The 18796-nt window shown below is 65.2% G+C and carries 19 protein-coding genes; 13 read left to right on the top strand and 6 right to left on the bottom strand.

Annotated elements, in window-relative coordinates:
* Positions 1–10: 10 nt before the first annotated feature.
* Positions 11–1096, bottom strand: coding sequence for an NADH:flavin oxidoreductase/NADH oxidase (locus C5E41_RS18990; protein WP_104377148.1), 1086 nt, complete (start codon positions 1094–1096; stop codon positions 11–13).
* Positions 1097–1208: 112 nt separating this feature from the next.
* Here C5E41_RS18990 and C5E41_RS18985 point away from each other — a divergent pair, with 112 nt between their 5' ends.
* The 4 genes from C5E41_RS18985 to C5E41_RS18970 all read left to right on the top strand — a co-directional run bounded on the left by C5E41_RS18985 (position 1209) and on the right by C5E41_RS18970 (position 4090).
* Positions 1209–1991: an enoyl-CoA hydratase/isomerase family protein gene (locus C5E41_RS18985; protein WP_104377147.1), complete on the top strand. Its 783-nt coding sequence runs from the start codon at positions 1209–1211 to the stop codon at positions 1989–1991.
* A gap of 43 nt (positions 1992–2034) precedes the next feature.
* Entirely contained in the window at positions 2035–3222 is a 1188-nt protein-coding gene (locus C5E41_RS18980) for an acyl-CoA dehydrogenase family protein (protein ID WP_104377146.1), read from the top strand.
* A gap of 84 nt (positions 3223–3306) precedes the next feature.
* Complete coding sequence (locus tag C5E41_RS18975) at positions 3307–3729, top strand: TetR/AcrR family transcriptional regulator (protein ID WP_104377145.1); 423 nt, start codon at positions 3307–3309, stop codon at positions 3727–3729.
* A gap of 178 nt (positions 3730–3907) precedes the next feature.
* Positions 3908–4090: a helix-turn-helix domain-containing protein gene (locus C5E41_RS18970; protein ID WP_104377144.1), complete on the top strand. Its 183-nt coding sequence runs from the start codon at positions 3908–3910 to the stop codon at positions 4088–4090.
* A 454-nt stretch (positions 4091–4544) separates the two neighbouring features.
* On the opposite strand, the gene C5E41_RS33955 is transcribed toward C5E41_RS18970, so the two are convergent.
* On the bottom strand, positions 4545–4769 hold the full coding sequence (locus tag C5E41_RS33955) for a hypothetical protein (RefSeq protein ID WP_181063305.1): 225 nt from the start codon (positions 4767–4769) through the stop codon (positions 4545–4547).
* Positions 4770–5574: 805 nt separating this feature from the next.
* Between C5E41_RS33955 and C5E41_RS18960 the strand changes: the two genes are divergently transcribed.
* Complete coding sequence (locus tag C5E41_RS18960) at positions 5575–6201, top strand: TetR/AcrR family transcriptional regulator (RefSeq protein ID WP_104377142.1); 627 nt, start codon at positions 5575–5577, stop codon at positions 6199–6201.
* Positions 6202–6270: 69 nt separating this feature from the next.
* Here C5E41_RS18960 and C5E41_RS18955 read toward each other — a convergent pair whose 3' ends face one another.
* The 3 genes from C5E41_RS18955 to C5E41_RS18945 all read right to left on the bottom strand — a co-directional run bounded on the left by C5E41_RS18955 (position 6271) and on the right by C5E41_RS18945 (position 10390).
* Positions 6271–7143, bottom strand: coding sequence for an IclR family transcriptional regulator (locus C5E41_RS18955; RefSeq protein WP_104377141.1), 873 nt, complete (start codon positions 7141–7143; stop codon positions 6271–6273).
* Between the two features lie 106 nt (positions 7144–7249).
* Entirely contained in the window at positions 7250–8230 is a 981-nt protein-coding gene (locus C5E41_RS18950) for an SGNH/GDSL hydrolase family protein (protein ID WP_104377140.1), read from the bottom strand.
* Between the two features lie 105 nt (positions 8231–8335).
* Entirely contained in the window at positions 8336–10390 is a 2055-nt protein-coding gene (locus tag C5E41_RS18945) for an NAD(P)/FAD-dependent oxidoreductase (RefSeq protein ID WP_146097599.1), read from the bottom strand.
* Positions 10391–10502: 112 nt separating this feature from the next.
* Between C5E41_RS18945 and C5E41_RS18940 the strand changes: the two genes are divergently transcribed.
* The 8 genes from C5E41_RS18940 (at position 10503) to C5E41_RS18900 (ending at position 17010) form a co-directional block, all read left to right on the top strand.
* A complete protein-coding gene (locus C5E41_RS18940) occupies positions 10503–11279 on the top strand; it encodes an SDR family NAD(P)-dependent oxidoreductase (protein WP_104377138.1) in 777 nt (258 codons plus the stop codon).
* 483 nt (positions 11280–11762) lie between these two features.
* Entirely contained in the window at positions 11763–12536 is a 774-nt protein-coding gene (locus C5E41_RS18930; RefSeq protein ID WP_104377137.1) for an SDR family NAD(P)-dependent oxidoreductase, read from the top strand.
* A gap of 61 nt (positions 12537–12597) precedes the next feature.
* On the top strand, positions 12598–13392 hold the full coding sequence (locus tag C5E41_RS18925; protein ID WP_104377136.1) for an SDR family NAD(P)-dependent oxidoreductase: 795 nt from the start codon (positions 12598–12600) through the stop codon (positions 13390–13392).
* Positions 13393–13437: 45 nt separating this feature from the next.
* Positions 13438–14424: a cyclase family protein gene (locus C5E41_RS18920; protein WP_104377135.1), complete on the top strand. Its 987-nt coding sequence runs from the start codon at positions 13438–13440 to the stop codon at positions 14422–14424.
* Positions 14425–14722: 298 nt separating this feature from the next.
* Complete coding sequence (locus tag C5E41_RS18915; protein ID WP_104377134.1) at positions 14723–15055, top strand: lipoyl domain-containing protein; 333 nt, start codon at positions 14723–14725, stop codon at positions 15053–15055.
* Positions 15056–15077: 22 nt separating this feature from the next.
* Positions 15078–15671 (top strand): cupin domain-containing protein, encoded by a 594-nt coding sequence (locus C5E41_RS18910; protein ID WP_104377133.1) that lies wholly within the window; start codon positions 15078–15080, stop codon positions 15669–15671.
* 285 nt (positions 15672–15956) lie between these two features.
* On the top strand, positions 15957–16457 hold the full coding sequence (locus C5E41_RS18905; protein ID WP_104377132.1) for an AMP-binding protein: 501 nt from the start codon (positions 15957–15959) through the stop codon (positions 16455–16457).
* Positions 16363–17010, top strand: a complete 648-nt coding sequence (locus tag C5E41_RS18900) for an enoyl-CoA hydratase-related protein (RefSeq protein WP_104377131.1) — start codon at positions 16363–16365, stop codon at positions 17008–17010. The genes C5E41_RS18905 and C5E41_RS18900 overlap by 95 nt, the downstream gene beginning before the upstream one ends.
* 122 nt (positions 17011–17132) lie before the next feature.
* Here the strand turns inward: C5E41_RS18900 and C5E41_RS18895 are convergent, their stop codons facing one another.
* Positions 17133–18758: an AMP-binding protein gene (locus C5E41_RS18895; RefSeq protein ID WP_104377130.1), complete on the bottom strand. Its 1626-nt coding sequence runs from the start codon at positions 18756–18758 to the stop codon at positions 17133–17135.
* Positions 18759–18796 lie beyond the last annotated feature (38 nt).

The following is an 18796-nucleotide window of genomic DNA, read 5'->3' as shown; positions in this document are numbered from 1 at the left end:
GTGACAGGAATCAGGGGATGCTGCCCCGGTAACGGGCCGAACGATAGGGTCCGGGCCAGCGCAGCTCCGACTTCAGCTCGACCGCCGCCCGGAAGGGCCAGTGCGGTTCGCGCAGGAGCTGGCGGCCGAACATGAGTGCGTCGGCCGCGCCGTCGACCAGGAGCTGTTCGGCCTGGACGGCCTCGGTGATCAGCCCGACCGCGATCACCGGGATGGAGGACGCGCCGCGCGCCGCGCGGGCGAAGGGGACCTGATATCCGGGACCGACAGTGATTTTCTGGTGCGCGACCATACCGCCGCTGGACACGTCGATCATGTCCACGCCGGTACCCTCGAGTGCCGCGCACAGTCGCACCGTGTCCTCGATGGTCCAGCCGCCCTCGGCCCAGTCGGTGGCCGACAGGCGCACGAACAGCGGCATCGATTCCGGGATCACGGCGCGGATGGCCGCGACGACCTCGTGCAGGATGCGGGTGCGCCCGGTGAAGTCGCCGCCGTACCGGTCGTCGCGCTGGTTGCCGAGTGGGGACAGGAACTCGTTGAGCAGATACCCGTGTGCGGCATGGATTTCCAGAACCTGGAAACCCGCGTCCACTGCCCGCTGCGCCGCGACGGCGTAGGCGGCGACGGTGTCCGCGATCTCCTCGACGGTCAGCGCATGCGGTTCCGGCAGCCCCTCGTAGGCGATCGCCGAGGGGGCGACGGTACGCCAGCCGCCCTCGGCCTCGGTGATCGCGTTGCGGCCCTGGGTCGGGACCTGGGTGCTGCCCTTGCGGCCCGCGTGGGCGAGTTGCATTGCGGGAATCGATCCTTGGCCGACGATGAATCGGGTGATGCGAGACCAGGCCTCGGCTTGTTCGTCGTTCCAGATCCCGGCGTCCGGGATGCAGATACGCCCTTCGGGCAGTACCGCGGTGGCCTCCGACATCACCAGTCCGGCGCCGCCGCGGGCCATGCCGCCCAGATGCGCGAGGTGCCAGTCGGTCGGAACGCCGGTATCGGTGGCGGAGTATTGGGCCATGGGCGCGACCCATAACCGGTTCTTGACCGTGACCCCGCGCAGGGTCAGCGGTGAGAATAGCAAGCTTTGCGTCATGGCTGTAGGTCTCCCGGCCTGGTTCTCGTCATCGTGCGTAGCCCCGGCTACTGACATTTGAAGGATAACTTAGTAAGCTTTGTTGATATCATAGGCGAATGCAGGAGGAAGAGTGGATCTGAACGAGTTGACTACGGTCATCGCGGAGCTGAAAGAGCACGTCCTGACCATTACGCTCAACCGCCCGGATCGGTTGAACTCCTTCAACGACGCGATGCGCGCGGAGTTCAAGGCACTCTGGCGATTCGCCGACGAGACCGACGACGTGCACGTGATCGTGCTGCAGGCCAACGGTGATCGCGCATTCTGCACCGGTGTCGACGTGAAGGAGGGGACCTTCATTGCCGACAACCCGTTCAGCAGGCAGGACCCCGGTGTCGATCTCTCACCCAAGCAGAACGGATGCTGGAAGCCGCTGATCTGCGCGGTGCACGGCATGGTGGCCGGTGGCGCCCTGTACTGGCTCAACGAAGCCGACATCATCATCGCGAGCGACGACGCCCAGTTCTTCGACCCGCACGTTACCTACGGCATGGTGGCGGCCCTCGAGCCGATCGGGCTCGCGCACCGCATCCCGATCGGCGAAGTACTGCGCATGGTTCTGCTCGGAATCGACGAACGGATGTCGGCCGAACGCGCGCATCAGATCGGTTTCGTCAGCGAGGTGCTGCCGCGCGCGCGGCTGCGCGATCGTGCGCAGGAGCTCGCCGGGCGGATCGCCGCCAAACCCGCGGCCGCGGTACAGGGGAGTATCCGGGCGATCTGGGAGTCCCGCGACACCGGGCGCTCGCATGCGCTCGCCACCGGTATGGCGTACACGGTGATCGGCAATCCGATCGGGCAGGCGCAAGTCGTGCGCTCGGACGTGCCCACCCGCGAGTACGAGGTCCGCTGATCATCGGGTCGCCGCAGGCGCATCCGCAGAAGGAGTAGCTGAGATGGACTACGGAATGAGCCCGGAGCTCGAGCGGTTCCGCCTGGAGGTGCGGGAATTCGTCGAGGCCAACGCCCCCGCGATCGTGCCGAAGGCCGGCGTGCGCAGTGCCGAGGATCGCGCCGAGCACACAGTGATCACCGAATGGATCGGTAAGCTGTTCGCCGCCGGCTACATGGGCGGCGATTGGCCGCAACAGTATGGCGGACAAGGTAGTGCGTACCCCGCTGAGCGTGACGTGGTGGTGGGGGAGGAGATCGCGCGGGCACGGGCCCCGCAGTTCGTGGGCGCGGGCCAACTGGTCTCGCATGCACTGATCGACTTCGGCACCGAGGAGCAGCGCCAGCGCTACCTTCCCGGTATTCGCTCGGGCAAGGACACCTGGTGCCAACTGTTCAGCGAACCCAGCTCCGGTAGTGACCTGGCATCGTTGCGCACCAAGGCCGTTCGCACGGAGAGCGGGGGATTCCGGGTCAGTGGGCAGAAGGTGTGGACCACCAACGGGCATTGGGCCGAATACGGCTACCTGCTGGCCCGCACCGATCCGGATGCGCCCAAGCACAAGGGCATCAGCGCCTTCATCGTCGATATGAGCCTGCCCGGTGTCGATGTGCGCCCGCTGCGTGAGATGACCGGCACGTCGGACTTCAACGAGGTCTTCCTCGACAACGTCGAACTGCCCGCAGACGCTCTGATCGGTGAGCTCAATTGTGGTTGGGCGATTGCCAATTCGAGTCTCGGGCACGAGCGCAGTAGCGTCGCCACGAGCGTGGTGCGGCTGCGCCAGAACGTGGATGCGCTGAAGGACCTGGCCACGCGGGTGACCCGCGGCGGGCGCCCGGCCATCGAGGACGGCGCGGTCCAGGAGACGCTGGGTAAGTTCAGCGCGGAGGTCGAGGCACTGTCCGCGCTGGTATACGCCAACATCAGCCGGTGGTCGCGCGGCACCGAGCGGGTTCAGGACGCACCGATGGCCAAGCTGATGTTCAGCGAACTGGGCGTGGAGATCTCGCGGTACGCACTGGAACTGAGTGGTGAGGCGGGCATCCTGGTCGAGGGCGACCCCGGTGCGGTCGACCACGGCCGGTGGCAGGACGAATTCCTCTATGCCCGCGCGTACACGATCGCGGGCGGCAGCTCCGAGATCATGCGGAACATCATCGCCGAGCGCGGGCTGAAGATGCCCCGCTGACCGCGCACCCGATCAGGCCGTCGCTTTTCCGTCCACGACGTCCACATGCGAAAGTAGGGATCCGCGAGTGGAGGGAGATTGGTAATGGGTGCGCCTGCGCATATAGGGCGCCCGACCGGCGCCGACGGAGATCGCACTCGAAGGCGCATCCAGACCGCCGCAATGAACCACATGGCGGACGTCGGCTACGCCAATGCCACGATGAAGGCGATCGCCGAACAGGCCAACGTGACCAGTGCGGCGATCTACCATCATTTTCGCTCGAAAGAGGCCCTCGTCGTCGATACCCTCGTATCGACGCTCGATGAAGTGATGCGCAGGCTCGAAGCCGCGGCGGCCATCGAATCGACGCTGGTCGGCGACGCACCGAGCGTTAACCCCCGAATGAACCACATTCACTGTCGTGCCGAGAACCGGCGACTCGAGATCGATACTCAATGTATTCGGCACGGCTCTGAACCGCTTCGGAACCGGGTTGCTCGCCCATTCGGCTGTGGTAGTCGTTGAAGCGTCTACTCAGGGGTGGGATTCAACATTTGCCGAACTGCCTGCGAAATGGCAGAACGCGTCAATTAGGTCTTGCCGAGAGATCTAGCTTGATTAGATAATAAGGAGTTCGTAAGTAAGTTGAGACTCGCCAGGGTAATTCCCGAGTTTCCTGGCGCGGTGCTGGGAGAATTTCGGGGTGCGCGACAACGACGGCCGGAAGCTGGATCACAAGACCCTCGAGGTGCTGCGGATGCGGGCGGTGGAGCAGGTTGCCGCGGGCGCGCATCCCGAAGAAGTGGCCGTCACGCTGGGATTTCACAAGAACACGGTGTACGGGTGGCTGGCCAAGGCGCGCGAGGGCGGTAAGGACGCTAACTGAGCCGCGATCACGCGGCCCCGGTAGACGATCCATCCCTTGCCCCGGGCGAATCGACCAAGCCGACCCGGCACACCGGCCCACCGTCTCAGCCCCGTACAGCGCGGTCTACGCGCAGCTCGAACCGCTGGTATCGCAGCTCGCCGATCCCACCCAGAACGCCTATCAACAGCTGATCGACAGCCCGGAATGGAGTTCGGCGGCCGACGGTGCGAACGACGTCGCGGAACGCGGACAGCCCTCGATCCCGTATCCCGATCGGGTGGCTGCCGAGGAAGGGATGAGCGCACGGTTACTCGACCTGTTCCATATCCAGGTTTCGCACGCGACCCGGACCGCCGACGAGGCGGCGAGCACCTCGGCGACGCGGACTCTCTGGGCCGGCCTCGCGGTTCTGCTCGTCACTGCGGCCACATTCGGACTCGCGGTGATCCTGGCGCGCCGGCTGGTGAAACGGCTACAGACACTGCGGTCCCGGAGTCTCGAGCTCGTCCACCGCACCTTGCCCTCGATGATCGAGCGGATCCAGAACGGGAAGCCGGTGGATCTGGATGCCGAGATCGGGCTCGTCCGCCCGGGGACCGATGAGATCGACCAAGTAGCAGAAGCTTTCGATATCGCCCAGCCGCACTGCGGTGTCCGCCGCGGTGGAGCAGGCACGAACCCGGTCTGGATTCGCCAAGGTGTTCCTCGATATCGCCTACCGAAACCAGGTTGTGGTCCGCAAGCAGTTGGAGGTGCTCGATCTCGCGGAATCACTGCAGAACGACCCCGTACATCTGCAACTCCTGTTCGATCTCGACCACCTGACCACACGCGCCCGACGCAATGCCGAGAAATCTGCTGATCCTCGGGGGCGGACAGCCGGGGCGGCGGTGGCGAGAGCCTGTCCTGCTGGAGGACATCGTGCGCAGCGCGGTGTCGGAGACCGAGCCTGGCCCGAGTGGGGGCAGTCCGCCTTCCCGAGGCGATGGTTTCCGGCACTGCCGTCGCCGACCTCATCCACCTGCTGGCCGAGCTCATCGACAATGCGGCGGTCTTCTCTCCACCGGAGGCGCCGGTATCCATCCACGGCAACATGGTCGGGCGCGGAGTCGTGGTGGAAGTCGAGGACCAGGGCTGGGCATCGCCTTCGCTCCGCGGACGGGCCAAACAGGTGCTCGTCTGCCTTCTGGAACACATCATGGCCGGCGCCGCGCCCGCGCCACGGCTGAGCTCCGGGCGGCTCGAATCGCCGCTTCCCGCCTTTCGAGCGGAGCCGGACGCTCGCGGCTCTTTCGCCGGGAATCCGGAATCGCAGCGGCTCCCGGCCCGTTCGTGCCCGACAGCGATCGCCGCCGGGCACACTGCCGTCGGCTTCGCAGAACAGATCGATCCCGCGCTCGCTCGGTGGGCAGGAGGCGGTCGTACGATCCGATTCCAGGGCATGCCGGGGCCGAGTGGGTGTGTCCATGGGACAATACGAGTCCACAGGACGGGAGGGACAGATGGGTGCGACCGCCCAAATAGGCCGCCCGATGGGCGCCGACGGGGACCAGACTCGCCGACGGATCAAGGCTGCCACCATAAAGCACGTCGCCGAGGTCGGCTACGCCAACGCCACCATGAAGGCGATCGCCCGCGAGGCGCAGCTCACCAGCGCCGCGATCTATCACTACTTCCCGTCCAAGGAATCTCTGGTCGTGGCGACATTGGAATCGGTGCAGGAAGAGGTGGTCGGGCAGCTCCGGGAAGCGGCCGATCGGGGAACCACTCTGGTCGGCCGACTCACCGCCGTCCTCGAGGAGGCGCTCGCCTCCGTGGCGAAATATCCCTCGATAACCAGATTCGAGGCGACACTGTCGTTCGAGACCAGCCACCTGTCGCAACTCGCCGCGTTGCGGTCTCGCCGCCGAGAGGCTGAAGAGGAACTGTACGGCCGGCTGGTCAACGATGCCGTCGCCCGGGGGGAGCTCGCCCCCGGCACCGACCCACAGGCCTTGGTCGATGTCGTCATATCGCTGTCGTCGGGATTGACATACCTGTCCGCGACAACGGCGCCGGAACGGCATCGGGCGGCGGTCCGGTCCATGGAAGCAATCCTGGCTACCGGACTACCGTTGGTCGGCACATAGCGGATTCCATGCGGAGCGGTTTCGGCTCCGGATACCGCCGCCGGATACGCCCATTACAGCGAAGCCCGGTCACCCGCCCAAGCCGTCGGGCATTCGCCCGTGAATACATCTGGTCACGCGACCCGCAGCCGCGACAACAGCTTCGGCCTCCGCTCGGACACTGCGACCGGAGATGACGGTGCCGGCGTAGGACGAGGCGATCGCCAAGGTGACCTGCCCGTGCGCGTCGAAGACCGGCGCGGCGGTCTGGATCATCGAGTAATATTGCTCATCGTCGATCTCGTTCAGGAAGTATTCGCCGGCCAGCAGTGTATCCAGGCCGGCGCCGAGTGCTTGCCCGGACTCTGCTCGCTGTTCGTTGTCTTCCGCTACATTCCGCGCGGCGGCATATCCCCGTCTGCGCACGCCCTCCAAAGCCTCGAGGCACCGGGCAATCGCCGCATCCGAGGCCACAGCGTCGACCTGCCGGAGCCATTTCTCGACGTCGGCGTTGTCGGACCAGGCCAAGAACACGGTGCCGATCGGCGGCCTGAATTCCACGCGGTGGCCGACCTGCACTGTCATGCTCCACGGTCCGACGTTGCCCGCCTGCTTGACGATGACAACGTGCCTGCCGATGACCCGGGTGGCAACGATATGCCGGCCGATTTCCTCGTTCAGCCTGTTGATCTCCGCTTGCGCGATCGCCTGCACGTCGTCGTCCCGGGCACCCGCGGCCCGGCCCAGCCGGACCAGAGTCGGCCCCAGGCCGTATTTTTTCGACGACGGATCCTTGATCAAAAGGCCCTCGTCGGCCAGGCCGTTGAGCATTGCGTGGGCCGTTGCCGCGCTCAGCCCGGCAGACCGGGAGATCTCCGAGAGGCTCATCAACTCCTCGGGATGGTCGGCCAGAAACTCGAGAATGGCTGCCACTCGCTTAACTGCCGGTGACTGGCGGGACATGGACGCTTCTTTCTATATCGCGAAACATCTTTCGCCGATTAGAATACATAGGCACCCGTGCCGCCGAGATGCCGGACCGCGGCGGCCGGCTCGCCCAAGCTTTCGATCAAGGACATCCGGCCAACTGCCGCGCCACCGTCGGCAGCACGGCGGCGGCGAGCGCAGCATGCCCCTTGTCTCCGGGATGGATACCGTCGACGAGATCCTCCGGAGTCAGCAGATCCAGCCCTCGAATCAGCGTAATCGGCGGAGAGCTGTCGATCGCCTCGACGGCGGCCTCCAGCGCGAAGCGCAACTGCGCCAGCGTGGCACCCAATCGGTTCTTCGCGGCTTCGGCACCCGGCCTGACGATCGGGCTCATCACTACGATGGGCACACCGGGAAGCCCCCGCCGTACTGTCGCCAGGAATACGCGCATAGTTTCGGCGATCAACCCGGGATCCATGGGGATCGTGGCCCATGAGTTCGTGCCCCACGCGATCGCCACAGCATCCGCGCCGGACGCTGCCACCACAGCTGCCGCCTCGAGCTCGCCCCGTGCGGATCCGGCGAACCCGAGGTTCACCGCGTCGATCGACAACCGTTCCGCCACCAGCGACGGCCACGCCAGGCCGGCCTCCGACACCGACCACCCCTGGCAAATCGAGTCACCGTAGACAACCCAGCGCCGTGAATATCGCACCGGAGCAATTACTCCGCTATTCGCCGAGATACCGAGAGGTTCGAAGGCATTCGTCTCCGGAAGGTAGATCCGGACCGTGGCATCCGCAGGACGCGAGGGTAGCGGAACCTCGATACGACCCTCCGGGGCCGCGATCGGCACGGCCGTCGAATGGGCCCCCACGACCCGAACGGTAAGCGCCGGCTTCAGCGCCGGTGCGGCAAATCCTACCTCGGTACCCATCCGGTATTCGAGTTCGATCGAATCAGCAGTACCGGCGAGGGCTATATGTACACCCGCCATGACCCGGCCGGCGGCGACTGTGTCGCCCGGCAGCCGGTTGATCGACGGCGCCGGGATACGATTCCCACTCGCCGGATCGCCCCCGGGCAACAGCCCCCGGACGAATTCGCTCATCTCACTCATATCTGCGGTCCTTCGGTAATCGGATGCATTTCTCTCGTCGTCTCTCCGGTCGAGTCCTGGCAGGCCGGCCGATATCCGGCACCGGCGCGCACCGAGCAGACCGGCTCAGCCGAACGAGAACTTGCCGAAGTCGGGACGCGACAGCATCCCGTAGTAGTCCGCGGCCCGCCACGGCGCACCGACGGATTGCCGGCCATTCCTGTCGACGTAGTAGTTTCGATCGCGTGAGGCCTCTTCGAGCCAGACCAGATTCACAGTGGCCTCGTCCATCGACTCGTTGTATTCGTCGCATGCCGCCGGGGTGACCTCGATACTTCGGTGCCCTCCCTCGACGACTCCTACGATGCATTGGGCGATGTAGGCGGCCCAACTCTCGATGTGGGTGATCAGTGAACCGACGCGGTTCTGTCCGTTCGGGCCGTACATGATGAACAGATTCGGGAAGTTGGGGACGGCCATTCCCAGGTATGCGCGTGGCCCTCGATCGGCCCACGTTTCCTCCAAAGTGGTGCCATCCGCTGCTCGATACTGGGCGGGCCAGACATATTTTTCGACACTGAAGCCCACCGCGGCCACCACCAGGTCCGCTTTGTACTCCCGGCGGGCGGACGTGAGAATCCCGCCGACGGTGAATCGCTCGATCGACTCGGTGACCAACTCGACATTGTCACGCAGCAGCGTGCGATACCACCCGTTGTCGACGATCAAGCGCCGGGCCATCGGTGCGTGGCGGGGCACCAGGCGCTCGACCAAATCCGTATCGGCCTTGAGTTGCCCGGAAATGTACTCGGTGAGATATTTGCGTATTCTATCGTTCGCCGCACTGATCAGCCCGCCCTGTGCCTGCCACTCCGGGTCGACTTCCTGGACGGCCTCCGCCATCAACCCCGGACGGATACTCGCGTAGTTGAACCAGTTTTCGTAATACGGCAGGTTGTTTATCAGCCAGCGTGTTTCCACGGGGATGGGCTCGCCGTAGCGCTCCCTTGGTGAAATCCACTGCGGCGTCCGGACGAATACATCGACATGCGCGGCACTTTCCGCGATCCTGGACAGCAACTGAACACCGGTCGACCCGTTGCCGATCACGGCGACCCGCCGTCCCGCAACGGCAATTTCGTCGCTCCAGTCCGTCGTGTGCACGACTCGGCCCGCAAAGTCCTCGATACCGTCGAACTCTATCTTCTTCGCGGTACTGAACAATCCCGATGCGCTGACAACGAAATCGGCGGTAACGGACTCCATGGCCCCGGGACCCGCCACCTCGAGGTTCCACGACTGCGTATGACCGTCGAACCGCGCCGAACGAATCTCGTGTTCGAAACATATATGGTCCGATACGTTGTACTTTTCGGCGACGTACTCCAAGTACCGCCGAACTTCTCCCTGCCGCGCAAAGTACTCCGACCACGGGTACTTCTTTTCGAAGCTGAACTGGTAGGACAGACTCGTGGTGTCGACGCGAGCGTCGGGGTAAGTGTTGATGCTCCATGTCCCGCCGATTTCGCTCCGACGCTCATAGATCGTATATCGGATGCCGAGCCGTTCGAGCTGCACGGCGGCCGCAATTCCGCTGAAACCCGCGCCCACGATCGCCACGTGGAACTCGGTCGCACGTTCCGGGATTCCATTCGACCATTCGACTGCTCTGGGATACGGCTCGAACGCGAGTTCGTCACGATGAAGCCGGTATTCGGCCTCCGTCATCTCGGCGCCATTGAACGAAGCCAGCATCGTGCGCAACTCGTCGTCGGCGGGGACGGCCTCGGCAACGTCATCTAGTCCGGCGGCCAGCAACTGTACAGCCAATCCCCGGATTCGCCTGGCGTTCTTGTCGGATTCAGCACTGCCTCCGGGGTCCGGGACAGCACGCATCCGCAAGGGGTCCCAGATCGGTTCGGTATCGGGCGGCAGTTCCAGAAGCCAGCGTTCGCCGGTGATCTGGAACAGCGACATCCGCAGCGCGTGCAGGTCGGCTCGCTCTACTGCCCGCCGAATAAAGACCTCGTTCACGGTCATCGCATCGCCATCTTTCACTATTGTGAATTTATTTTCGTCAGAGCGAAAGTGACGGTAGCAGCGACACCACACTCGGGCAAGGATCGATACCGAATCCGCCTGACATCCAGGCTCTTTCGAGTCTGCTGTTGCCTGCGCCACACCCGGAGAGGTACTGTCGCGACATTCCTGAATTCGAAAGGATTTTCCTCATTGTGAATACGCTCTTGGCTGCCTTCAGCAGCCAGGTGATCGGAACGAGGGAGTAACTACTGTGGAGTACATCGAGTCGACCCCCGACTACCGAGGTCTTTCGAGCCTCGCCGGACGACACGTCATCGTGCTGGGGGCCGGCCAGGGCATCGGCCGGCAGGCCGCACACGCGGCCGCATCCGTAGGCGGGAAGGTTTCGTGCGTAGATCTCGACGAAGATCGCGCGAGTTCGGTGGCAGACGAAATCGGTGGAGTCGCGATCAGCGGGGATGTGACGGATCGGAATTCGATGGAATCGATATTCGCCGAAGCCGTCGATCGGCTCGGGCCGGTGCGCGGCCTGGCCGATATCGTCGGTATCGCCGAATGGGCACCACTGGTCGATATCAGCGATGACAACTGGTCTCGCTCGCTCGACCTGAACCTTCGTCACCAGTTCCTGGCGATGCAGATCGGCTCACGGTACATGCCCGACGGCGGGGCGATGGCTTTCGTTGCCTCCGTGTCCGGCCAGCGATCGGCACCCAACCACGCGATCTACGGTGCGGCCAAGGCGGGCCTGACCAACCTCGTCCGCACGGCCGCACTGGAACTCGCCCCGAAGATCCGCGTCAACGCCGTGGCACCCGGTGTAACCCTGACCCCGAGAACGTCGGTGAATCTCGATGCGGACCGTCTCGCGGCGGCCGATGCCTGGGTACCCCTGGGCCGTATCGGGGAAGCGCGCGATATCGCTGCGGCACTGCTGTTCTTTCTGACCGACCAATCCGACTGGGTGACCGGTCAGACATTGACCGTCGACGGCGGGACGAGCCGCAAGTACCAGTACGACGTCTGAGCCGAACACCCTCATTGCACCACACTTGCCCGAAACCGCCCGCAGTCATCGACGACTCGGCGTCATCGTTTCGCGGCAGGTCCCCAGGGCCCGGGCGAGGTCGATCTTCGCGCGACCTCGGCCGGACCGGACAAGGAAACTCCCGTGCATCTCACCACACGATCCGGCAGCAGTGGATCCGGCCGTCTCGGCCTCCTCGCATTCATCCCCGCATTCGCTCTCGCCGCCGCGTGCGGCGACCCCGGCACCGGCGGCCCCACCGCCGTCATCGAAGCCCCGCGAGCGCTTTCCCCGACCGGCCGGCGACCGGCACACCGATCAGCATCGGACTGATCAATCCCGAGGGTGGTCCCCGCAACGTCGTTGCCCGAGTACCGCGAGACCGCCGAGGCGGCCGTCGCCTACGCGAACGCGAATCTCGCTGGTATCGCCGCGGAGACCGGGATACCGCTGCCCAGAGACGACCGATAGGAGAAACAGGACATGGGACGACTGGCCGGAAAAATCGTTCTGATCACCGGATCGGCACGGGGACAAGGCGAGGCCGAGGCTCGGCTGTTCGCCGCGGAGGGCGCCACGGTTGTGGTCACCGATATCGATCACGAGGACGGCGCCGCGGTCGCGAAATCGCTTCCCGGCGGGGCGGTCTATCGGCCGCTCGATGTCACCGACCGAGAGCAGTGGGACGACCTCGCGCACTATATCGACGAAACCTTCGGAGTCCTGGATGTTCTCGTCAACAATGCCGGTATCGCGCCCGCTACGGGACGTTTCGACCTGTTGCCGGTCGAGAACCACCATCGGCTGTTCGATGTACATGTGCACGGGGTGTTCTACGGGATGCGGTCGATGGTCGCGCTGCTGGAGCGGAGCCGCGCCGCCTCGATCATCAATATTTCGTCGATCGACGGGCTGGTGGGCATCGGCGGTCTGACAAGCTACACGGCGTCCAAGTTCGCGGTCACCGGGATGACGCGCTCCGCGGCCATCGACCTCGGGCCTTTGGGTATCCGGGTCAATTCGATCCATCCGGGCGTGATCGACTCACCCATGGTCCGCCACATCCAGGGGAAGGGGCGCGAACGCCTCGACAACACGGTGCGCCGACAACCTTTCCCCCGCCCCGGCGAGCCGAGCGAGATCGCGTACCTAGCCCTCTTCCTGGCCTCGGACGAATCCTCGTACTGCACCGGTGGTCAGTTCACCGCGGACGGCGGTCATCTCGCGGGCCCGTACCGCGACCCATACCAGGAATGAACCGACGGCGGCCACAGAACAGCTGCCACCGATCAACCACACAGAGGAGTGTGAAACTGCCATGGCTACCGTCTTCGACAAGTTCGATCTCACCGACCGGATAGCAATAGTCACCGGAGCGGGTAACGGGATCGGCGCAGCCATTGCCACCGTCCTCGCCGAAGCGGGTGCGCACGTCGCAGTCGCCGATATCGCCGCAGCCGCTGCCGAGGCCACCGCACGCCAGATCGTGGATCGTGGGTTCTCCGCGGAGCCGGCGGAACTCGATGTGCGAGTGCAGGCGGCCGTCGACGGTCTGGTCAGCGATACCGTCCGGACACGGGGCCGGTTGGACATCTTCGTCAACAATGCCGGCATCATCGCGGACCAGTCACCACTGACGGTATCGGCGGAGGAACTCGACCGGGTGCACGCGGTGAACTTCAAGGGGCTCGTGTTCGGTTCGCAGGCCGCCGCGCGGGTGATGATCGACCGAGGTTCCGGCTCGATCGTGAACATCACCAGTGCGGGAATCGACGGTCCCACACCCGCCTTGGCGGCGTACACGACCGCCAAGGCCGCGGCACACCAGTTCACACGTTCGCTCGCACTGGAAATAGCGCCGCGGGGCGTCCGCGTCAACGCTGTCGCGCCGGGTTGGGTCGAAACGCCGATGACGAGGCGACATGTCGATACCGGCAATGAGGCGAGCAGCTCCGAAGCCCTCCGCAGCTCCCGTGCGGCGGCGGCACCGCTCGGACTGGCGGGCGATCCACGCGATCCCGCCTACGCGGTGCTCTACCTCGTCGCCGACGCGGCGCGGTTCGTCACCGGAGCGGTCATGCGTCCCAACGGGGGAATGTCGATGCTGTGGTAGCCGCGTCGACTGCTGTTCGAAGAGGCCGCGTAAGAAAGGAATAACATGGCAACCGAAGCCGAGTTCGCCCGCGTTGCGGAAAAGGTGCGGAATTGGGGACGGTGGGGTGCCGACGACGAAATCGGAACACTCAACCACATCGCAAACGATCAGGTCGTCCGATCGGCCTCGTTGGTGCAGACCGGGCAAGTCTTCCCGCTCGGAATCCGGTTCGGTTCCGACGGACCGCAGGGCAGTCTTCCGTTCCGGTCCAATCCGGTGCATCTGATGTCCGTCGACGGCGGAGACGCTCGGTCGCTACTGCAGTACGGAACCGGCGACGGTGATCTCGTGGGTCGGACGATCGGCGGGATATTCGGGACGGGTTCCACCCGATTCAACGACGACATCATCATCATGCCGCTTCAGGCAGCCACCCAGTGGGACGCGCTGTCGCACGTCTACTACGACGACCAGTTGTACAACGGGTTTCCGTCGTCGTCGGTGACGAGCACCGGTGCCGCCTATTGCGGGATCGACAAAGTTCAGTCGAAGGGCATCATCTCCCGGGGCGTGTTGATCGATGTCGTCCGATATCGCGGGGAGGGCACATACCTGGCGCCGGGTAACCCGATCTCCCCGGAGGAACTCGAAGAAATTGCCGAGGCGCAGAATGTAAGCATCGAGGCCGGGGATATTCTGCTGTTCCGCACCGGCTGGTGGGCCCGCTACCTGGAAACACACAACGGCTCCGAACCGGGCTCGGGCGTCAGCTGGCGCTGTGCCGAATGGCTGAACGAAAAGAAAGTGGCCGCGATCGCCGCCGACAACGCGATGGTAGAGAGCACCGAATCCGAGGTCGAGGGCGTTTTCCTGCCGCTGCATCTGCTCACGCTCCGGGAAATGGGACTCATGCTCGGAGAATTCTGGGATCTCGAAGATCTCGCCGAAGATTGCGCTCGCGACGGAAGGTACGAGTTTCAGTTGATCGCCGCACCACTCAAAGTCACCGGCGGCGTAGGCTCACCGATCAACCCCGTCGCCGTGAAATAGGCGACACGCTCGCAGATCTCTCCCCGTTGCCGCCGCGCCTGCGCTGCCGGGAAGCCCACGCGCGGCGGTCAGGCTGGCTGATCCACGTTGCGATGGCCGGCGAGACGCCGTACCGAGCCGAATCGCCAGGTCGGGGGCTTGCGCGGGGTATCACCACCAGCGCCTTCCAGATAGGTAACCCAGTGCACCCATTGACAGAAAGGAGTCCTGCACCACAAACTAACTCTACAATCAGTTAGTGATTTGGGACACTTCTCGCATCTACCGATCTGATGTCAGCCCACATCTGGAGGCATCCATGACCACTGTCGAGGAGCCGGTTCAGGCACCCACTGCGGCGATCCCCCATGCGATCATCGACCCGTCGCGGGTACCCGCCGAGCGGTATTACTCGCCGGAGTTCGCCCGGCTGGAGAAGGAGAAGCTCGGCGTGACCATGACAGAAGGCGAGATCACCGAGTGGCTGGTAGCGGACGGGGCCTCGGTCACCGAAGGGGAACCGATCTACAACCTGGCCATGGACAAAACCGAAACCGAGATCGAATCCCCGGGTGCGGGCACCCTCGAGATCCTCGGCGAGACCGACAAGACCTACGAGGTGGGGACCGTCGTCGGGATCATCCGCCAGTAGCTGCGCGTGAAGGAGAAGTCAAATGTCCGACTCCAGCGACACCCAGGACAACGAAGCCGGTTCCCCCGGGCCTGCGCCGACCGGCCAGGGCACCCGGGCAGACTTCCGGATATTCACCGGCGAACCGGTGGTCGATCTCATGCAGATCATGGACTTCCCGGGCTATCCCGAGGAAGTGGTGAATTCGATCCCGCCGGACGAATTCGCACGCATGGCAGGTGGGGCCCTCACCGAAGTGGTGTTCTGCCAGAACGACCCGGACGGGTACAGCCTGGTGAAGGTGTCGCTGGCCGCGGATGTGATACTGCCCGCGCATACGCACAATGTGGATTGCCTGTATTACGTGATCGCCGGCCGGCTCCACCTGGGGCGGCGGTGCTTGGGACCGGGTGCGGGGTTCTATGTGCCCCGCGGGGCCCGGTACGGCTACCGGGCCGGCCCCGACGGTGTGACGGTCCTGGAATTCCGGCATGCCACATCCTTCGATATCGACGTCACCGACAAACGCCCCTCCACGTGGAACGATTTACGCGAGGCCGCACGGAAACACGACGGCTGGCCGGGCTTCTTCGAGACAGCCGGCTATCGGAACACGAGTATCGAGCCGGATCATTAGCACAACGCCCAGCCGGTAGGCCCCGACCCGAGTTCGCCATGAACTTCCGGGCGGGTGCCCACCGGATCGGAATCCTGCGGCTGGCAGGGGCCGCGCGGAAAACACGTCTGTTCCGCTCAGCTTCCATACCGCCGCGGTCGAGACGACCATCGGCGAAGTGCACCAGCGGGCGCAGGCACTCGCGGGCTGGATACAACAGCAGGGCCACGGTCCCGGGTCCGCGTACGACAGCCGACTGTGTCCTCCGGGACTCCCGCGGACCTCTCGACAAACGGCAGTTCACGGATGGCCGGCCCTGCGCCGACGGCGAAATCCGCGTCGTCGACCCGCAGCCCGGAGACATTCGCCGGTTACCGCGATGCCGCGCTCGACGCGGAGGTCTGGTTCGACGCGAAGGGTGGCGGGCGGCCGTGGCTACGGACCGGCGATATCGGCCGCCTCGAACGGCACACTCGAGATCAAGGGCAGGTCCACCGCGACGACGAGGGCTGTCTGACGATCACCGACCGGGCGAAGGATGTGATCATCCGCGCCGGTGAGACCATTTCCTTCGGTGAGGTCGAGGACGCCCTGCTGGCCTGCCCGGGGGTCGGGGACGAGGCCGCCGTCGCGGTGCCCGACCGGCGGCGAGAAAGTCCTGATCCCCGGCGGATCGACGAGTTCCCGCCGTTCAGCGGCGGACACTCCGCGGATGGACGCACCGATCGGCCCGGCCACCGGGCCGGGATTCGAGGAGAACGAGATCGGGACCGATTCGGTATTCTCGGCCGGCACGGACCTGACTAGCGGCGGTGACGCGAAGACAGACCACGGAGGCGAGTACGGTCTGATCCGGCGTCGGCGCCGGAAGCCACTGATCGCAGTCGTCGAAGGTCCCGCGCTGGGCGGAGGATTCGAGATCGCTCTCGCGTGCGATTTGGTGGTGGCCTCGACCACCGCCCGATTCGCCCTGCCGGAGACCCGGCGCGGTGTGGTCGCGACGTCGGGAGCATTGTTCCGGGCAGTGCGGGCACTGCCGCTCCCTGTCGCGAAAGAACTACTCATCACCGGCGCCGGCCTATCCGCCGAACGAGCCCACCGCTTCGGCCTCGTCAACACGATCACGGAACCGGGCGCGGCACTCCGCGAAGCGCTGGTTCTGGCAGCGGACATCTGCGAATCTTCGCCCGTCGCGGTCCGCCAGACCCTCGCAGCGCTCGCGGACCAGTACGTGGCAGCGGACGAAATCGGCTGGGCGGCAACCGCACGAGCAATCGACGGGGTCATGGGCTCAGAAGACCTACAAGAAGGAATACAGGCGTTCTTCGAGCGCCGCAGGCCCGAATGGCGAGGACGATGACGGAGTCCGACACGGGATCGGTGTCGCGGATCCGATCCGGACCACGGCCTCGCCGCAGCCGAGTGGGCATTGGCCCGGCCGGAGACCGACCGGGCGCAACCGCGGATCCTCCCGGCGCGCACTTACCGGCTGACGCCCTTCGGAAAGTGTTCGGCGCGGAGTTCGGCCTTGCGGATCTTGCCCAGCGCCGTGCGTGGCAGCGTATCGACCACGACGAGCCGCTCGGGCGTCTTCTGTTTCGCGAGACCGGATTTCGCGAAGTGCGCGCGAATACCGTCCAGATCGATCTCGGCGCCCGGCACCGGAACCACGACCGCCGCGACAACTTCGCCGTAGCGAGGATCGGGAGCGGCGACGACCGCAGCCTCGGCCACTGCGGGATGGGCCATCAGGACATCCTCGAGCTGGCCCGATGAGATGGTCTCACCCGCGCGGATCACGACATCCTTGATGCGATCGGTGATGGTGAGCCGCCCGTCGGCGTCGAGATGGCCGAGGTCGCCGGTGCGCATCCAGCCGTCGGCGGTGAACGCCGAGGCGTTGAGGGTTTCGTCGCGGTACCCGACGAACTGATCGGGCCCGCGGGTGACGACCTCACCGTCGGCACCCGGCGGCACATCGGTGCCCGATTCGTCGACGATCCGCACCCGCACGCCGGGAAGTGGCGAGCCGTCCGTGCCGAGGCGCGCGGCCTCGGGGTCGCTCGCGGCGCCGGAAGTGATGGTGGGTTGTTCGGTCGATCCGTAGCATCGGTACGTGCTGATGCCTGCAGCCGCCGCCCGGCGGACCAGATCCTCCGGCACCGTCGCCGCACCGATGAGGAATTCCCGCAACGTCGCGAGCTTGCCGGTGACGTCCCCGAGATCGAGCATACCCATGAGGTGGAAGGGAGTGCCCGACGTCGCGGTGACGCGGTGCCGGGCGACCAGTTCGACGGCCAGAGCCGGATCCCACGTATCCATGTAGACGGTGTCCTGGCCGTGCAGCAGCGGCCGCAGCACACTGCCGACACCCGCGATATGCCCGGGCGGGAACGATACGAGCTGGACGGCATCGTCGCCGGACCCCAGATACTGCGGCGCCGACCACTGCTCGGCGAGCAGCGAATTGTGGCTGTGCTGTACGCCCTTCGGAGCGGAGGTGGTGCCGGAGGTATAGATCAGCAGCGCGATATCGTCGGAATGAACGGCCGGGCGGGTGTACACCGCCGTGGTGGCGATGAGTTCGTCCCATCCGATCGCGCCAAGGGGAACCGTATCGCCGACCACGACGACCTGTTCGAGCCCCGGTATCCCAGTGTACGAGGCGACGCGGTCGCCGTAATCGACCGAACGCCAGCGGTCGGGCTGGACGAGGACCTTGGCGCCCGACTGTTCGAGGATGAAGCGGACCTCGTTCGGCCCGTAGATGTGCACGATCGGGACGAGGACCGCACCGGCGAGCAGCACCGCCGCGTAGGCGATCGAGGCCTCGATCCGGTTGGGAAGCTGTACCGCGACGGTATCGCCGGGGCGGACGCCACGCTCCTGTAATGCCGCGGCGACCCGCCGCGCCAGCGTGTGGATCTCACCGACCGTCGTCACGAATTGCGTGCCGCCGGAACCGGCATATGCGACGGTTGTCGCCGCTCCGGCGGCACAGCTCTCGGCGAGCACGTCGGGCCACGTGCGGTCGCTGTAGAAACCCTCGCGGTACCACAACGCGCGTAACGCGGCGGGGTCGTAGGTGGTGATCTCGGATATTGTCATCGCTGGCGCCTCGGTTCCTTCGGGGTCATGATCTGCCT

Origin of the sequence: Nocardia nova (genome assembly GCF_002933465.1) — a bacterium.
Taxonomy (GTDB): domain Bacteria; phylum Actinomycetota; class Actinomycetes; order Mycobacteriales; family Mycobacteriaceae; genus Nocardia; species Nocardia nova_B.
The sequence above is the reverse complement of the archived record's forward strand: the minus strand, read 5'-3'. Positions and strand labels throughout refer to the sequence as shown.

Excerpts from the sequence above, each read along its gene's own strand:
- C5E41_RS18990 (WP_104377148.1), bottom strand. The coding sequence starts at position 1,096 with ATGACGCAAAGCTTGCTATTCTCACCGCTGACCCTGCGCGGGGTCACG.
- C5E41_RS18980 (WP_104377146.1), top strand. The coding sequence starts at position 2,035 with ATGGACTACGGAATGAGCCCGGAGCTCGAGCGGTTCCGCCTGGAGGTG.
- C5E41_RS18975 (WP_104377145.1), top strand. The coding sequence starts at position 3,307 with ATGGGTGCGCCTGCGCATATAGGGCGCCCGACCGGCGCCGACGGAGAT.
- C5E41_RS18960 (WP_104377142.1), top strand. The coding sequence starts at position 5,575 with ATGGGTGCGACCGCCCAAATAGGCCGCCCGATGGGCGCCGACGGGGAC.
- C5E41_RS18955 (WP_104377141.1), bottom strand. The coding sequence starts at position 7,143 with ATGTCCCGCCAGTCACCGGCAGTTAAGCGAGTGGCAGCCATTCTCGAG.
- C5E41_RS18950 (WP_104377140.1), bottom strand. The coding sequence starts at position 8,230 with ATGAGTGAGATGAGCGAATTCGTCCGGGGGCTGTTGCCCGGGGGCGAT.
- C5E41_RS18930 (WP_104377137.1), top strand. The coding sequence starts at position 11,763 with ATGGGACGACTGGCCGGAAAAATCGTTCTGATCACCGGATCGGCACGG.
- C5E41_RS18925 (WP_104377136.1), top strand. The coding sequence starts at position 12,598 with ATGGCTACCGTCTTCGACAAGTTCGATCTCACCGACCGGATAGCAATA.
- C5E41_RS18920 (WP_104377135.1), top strand. The coding sequence starts at position 13,438 with ATGGCAACCGAAGCCGAGTTCGCCCGCGTTGCGGAAAAGGTGCGGAAT.
- C5E41_RS18915 (WP_104377134.1), top strand. The coding sequence starts at position 14,723 with ATGACCACTGTCGAGGAGCCGGTTCAGGCACCCACTGCGGCGATCCCC.
- C5E41_RS18910 (WP_104377133.1), top strand. The coding sequence starts at position 15,078 with ATGTCCGACTCCAGCGACACCCAGGACAACGAAGCCGGTTCCCCCGGG.
- C5E41_RS18905 (WP_104377132.1), top strand. The coding sequence starts at position 15,957 with ATGGCCGGCCCTGCGCCGACGGCGAAATCCGCGTCGTCGACCCGCAGC.
- C5E41_RS18900 (WP_104377131.1), top strand. The coding sequence starts at position 16,363 with ATGGACGCACCGATCGGCCCGGCCACCGGGCCGGGATTCGAGGAGAAC.
- C5E41_RS18895 (WP_104377130.1), bottom strand. The coding sequence starts at position 18,758 with ATGACAATATCCGAGATCACCACCTACGACCCCGCCGCGTTACGCGCG.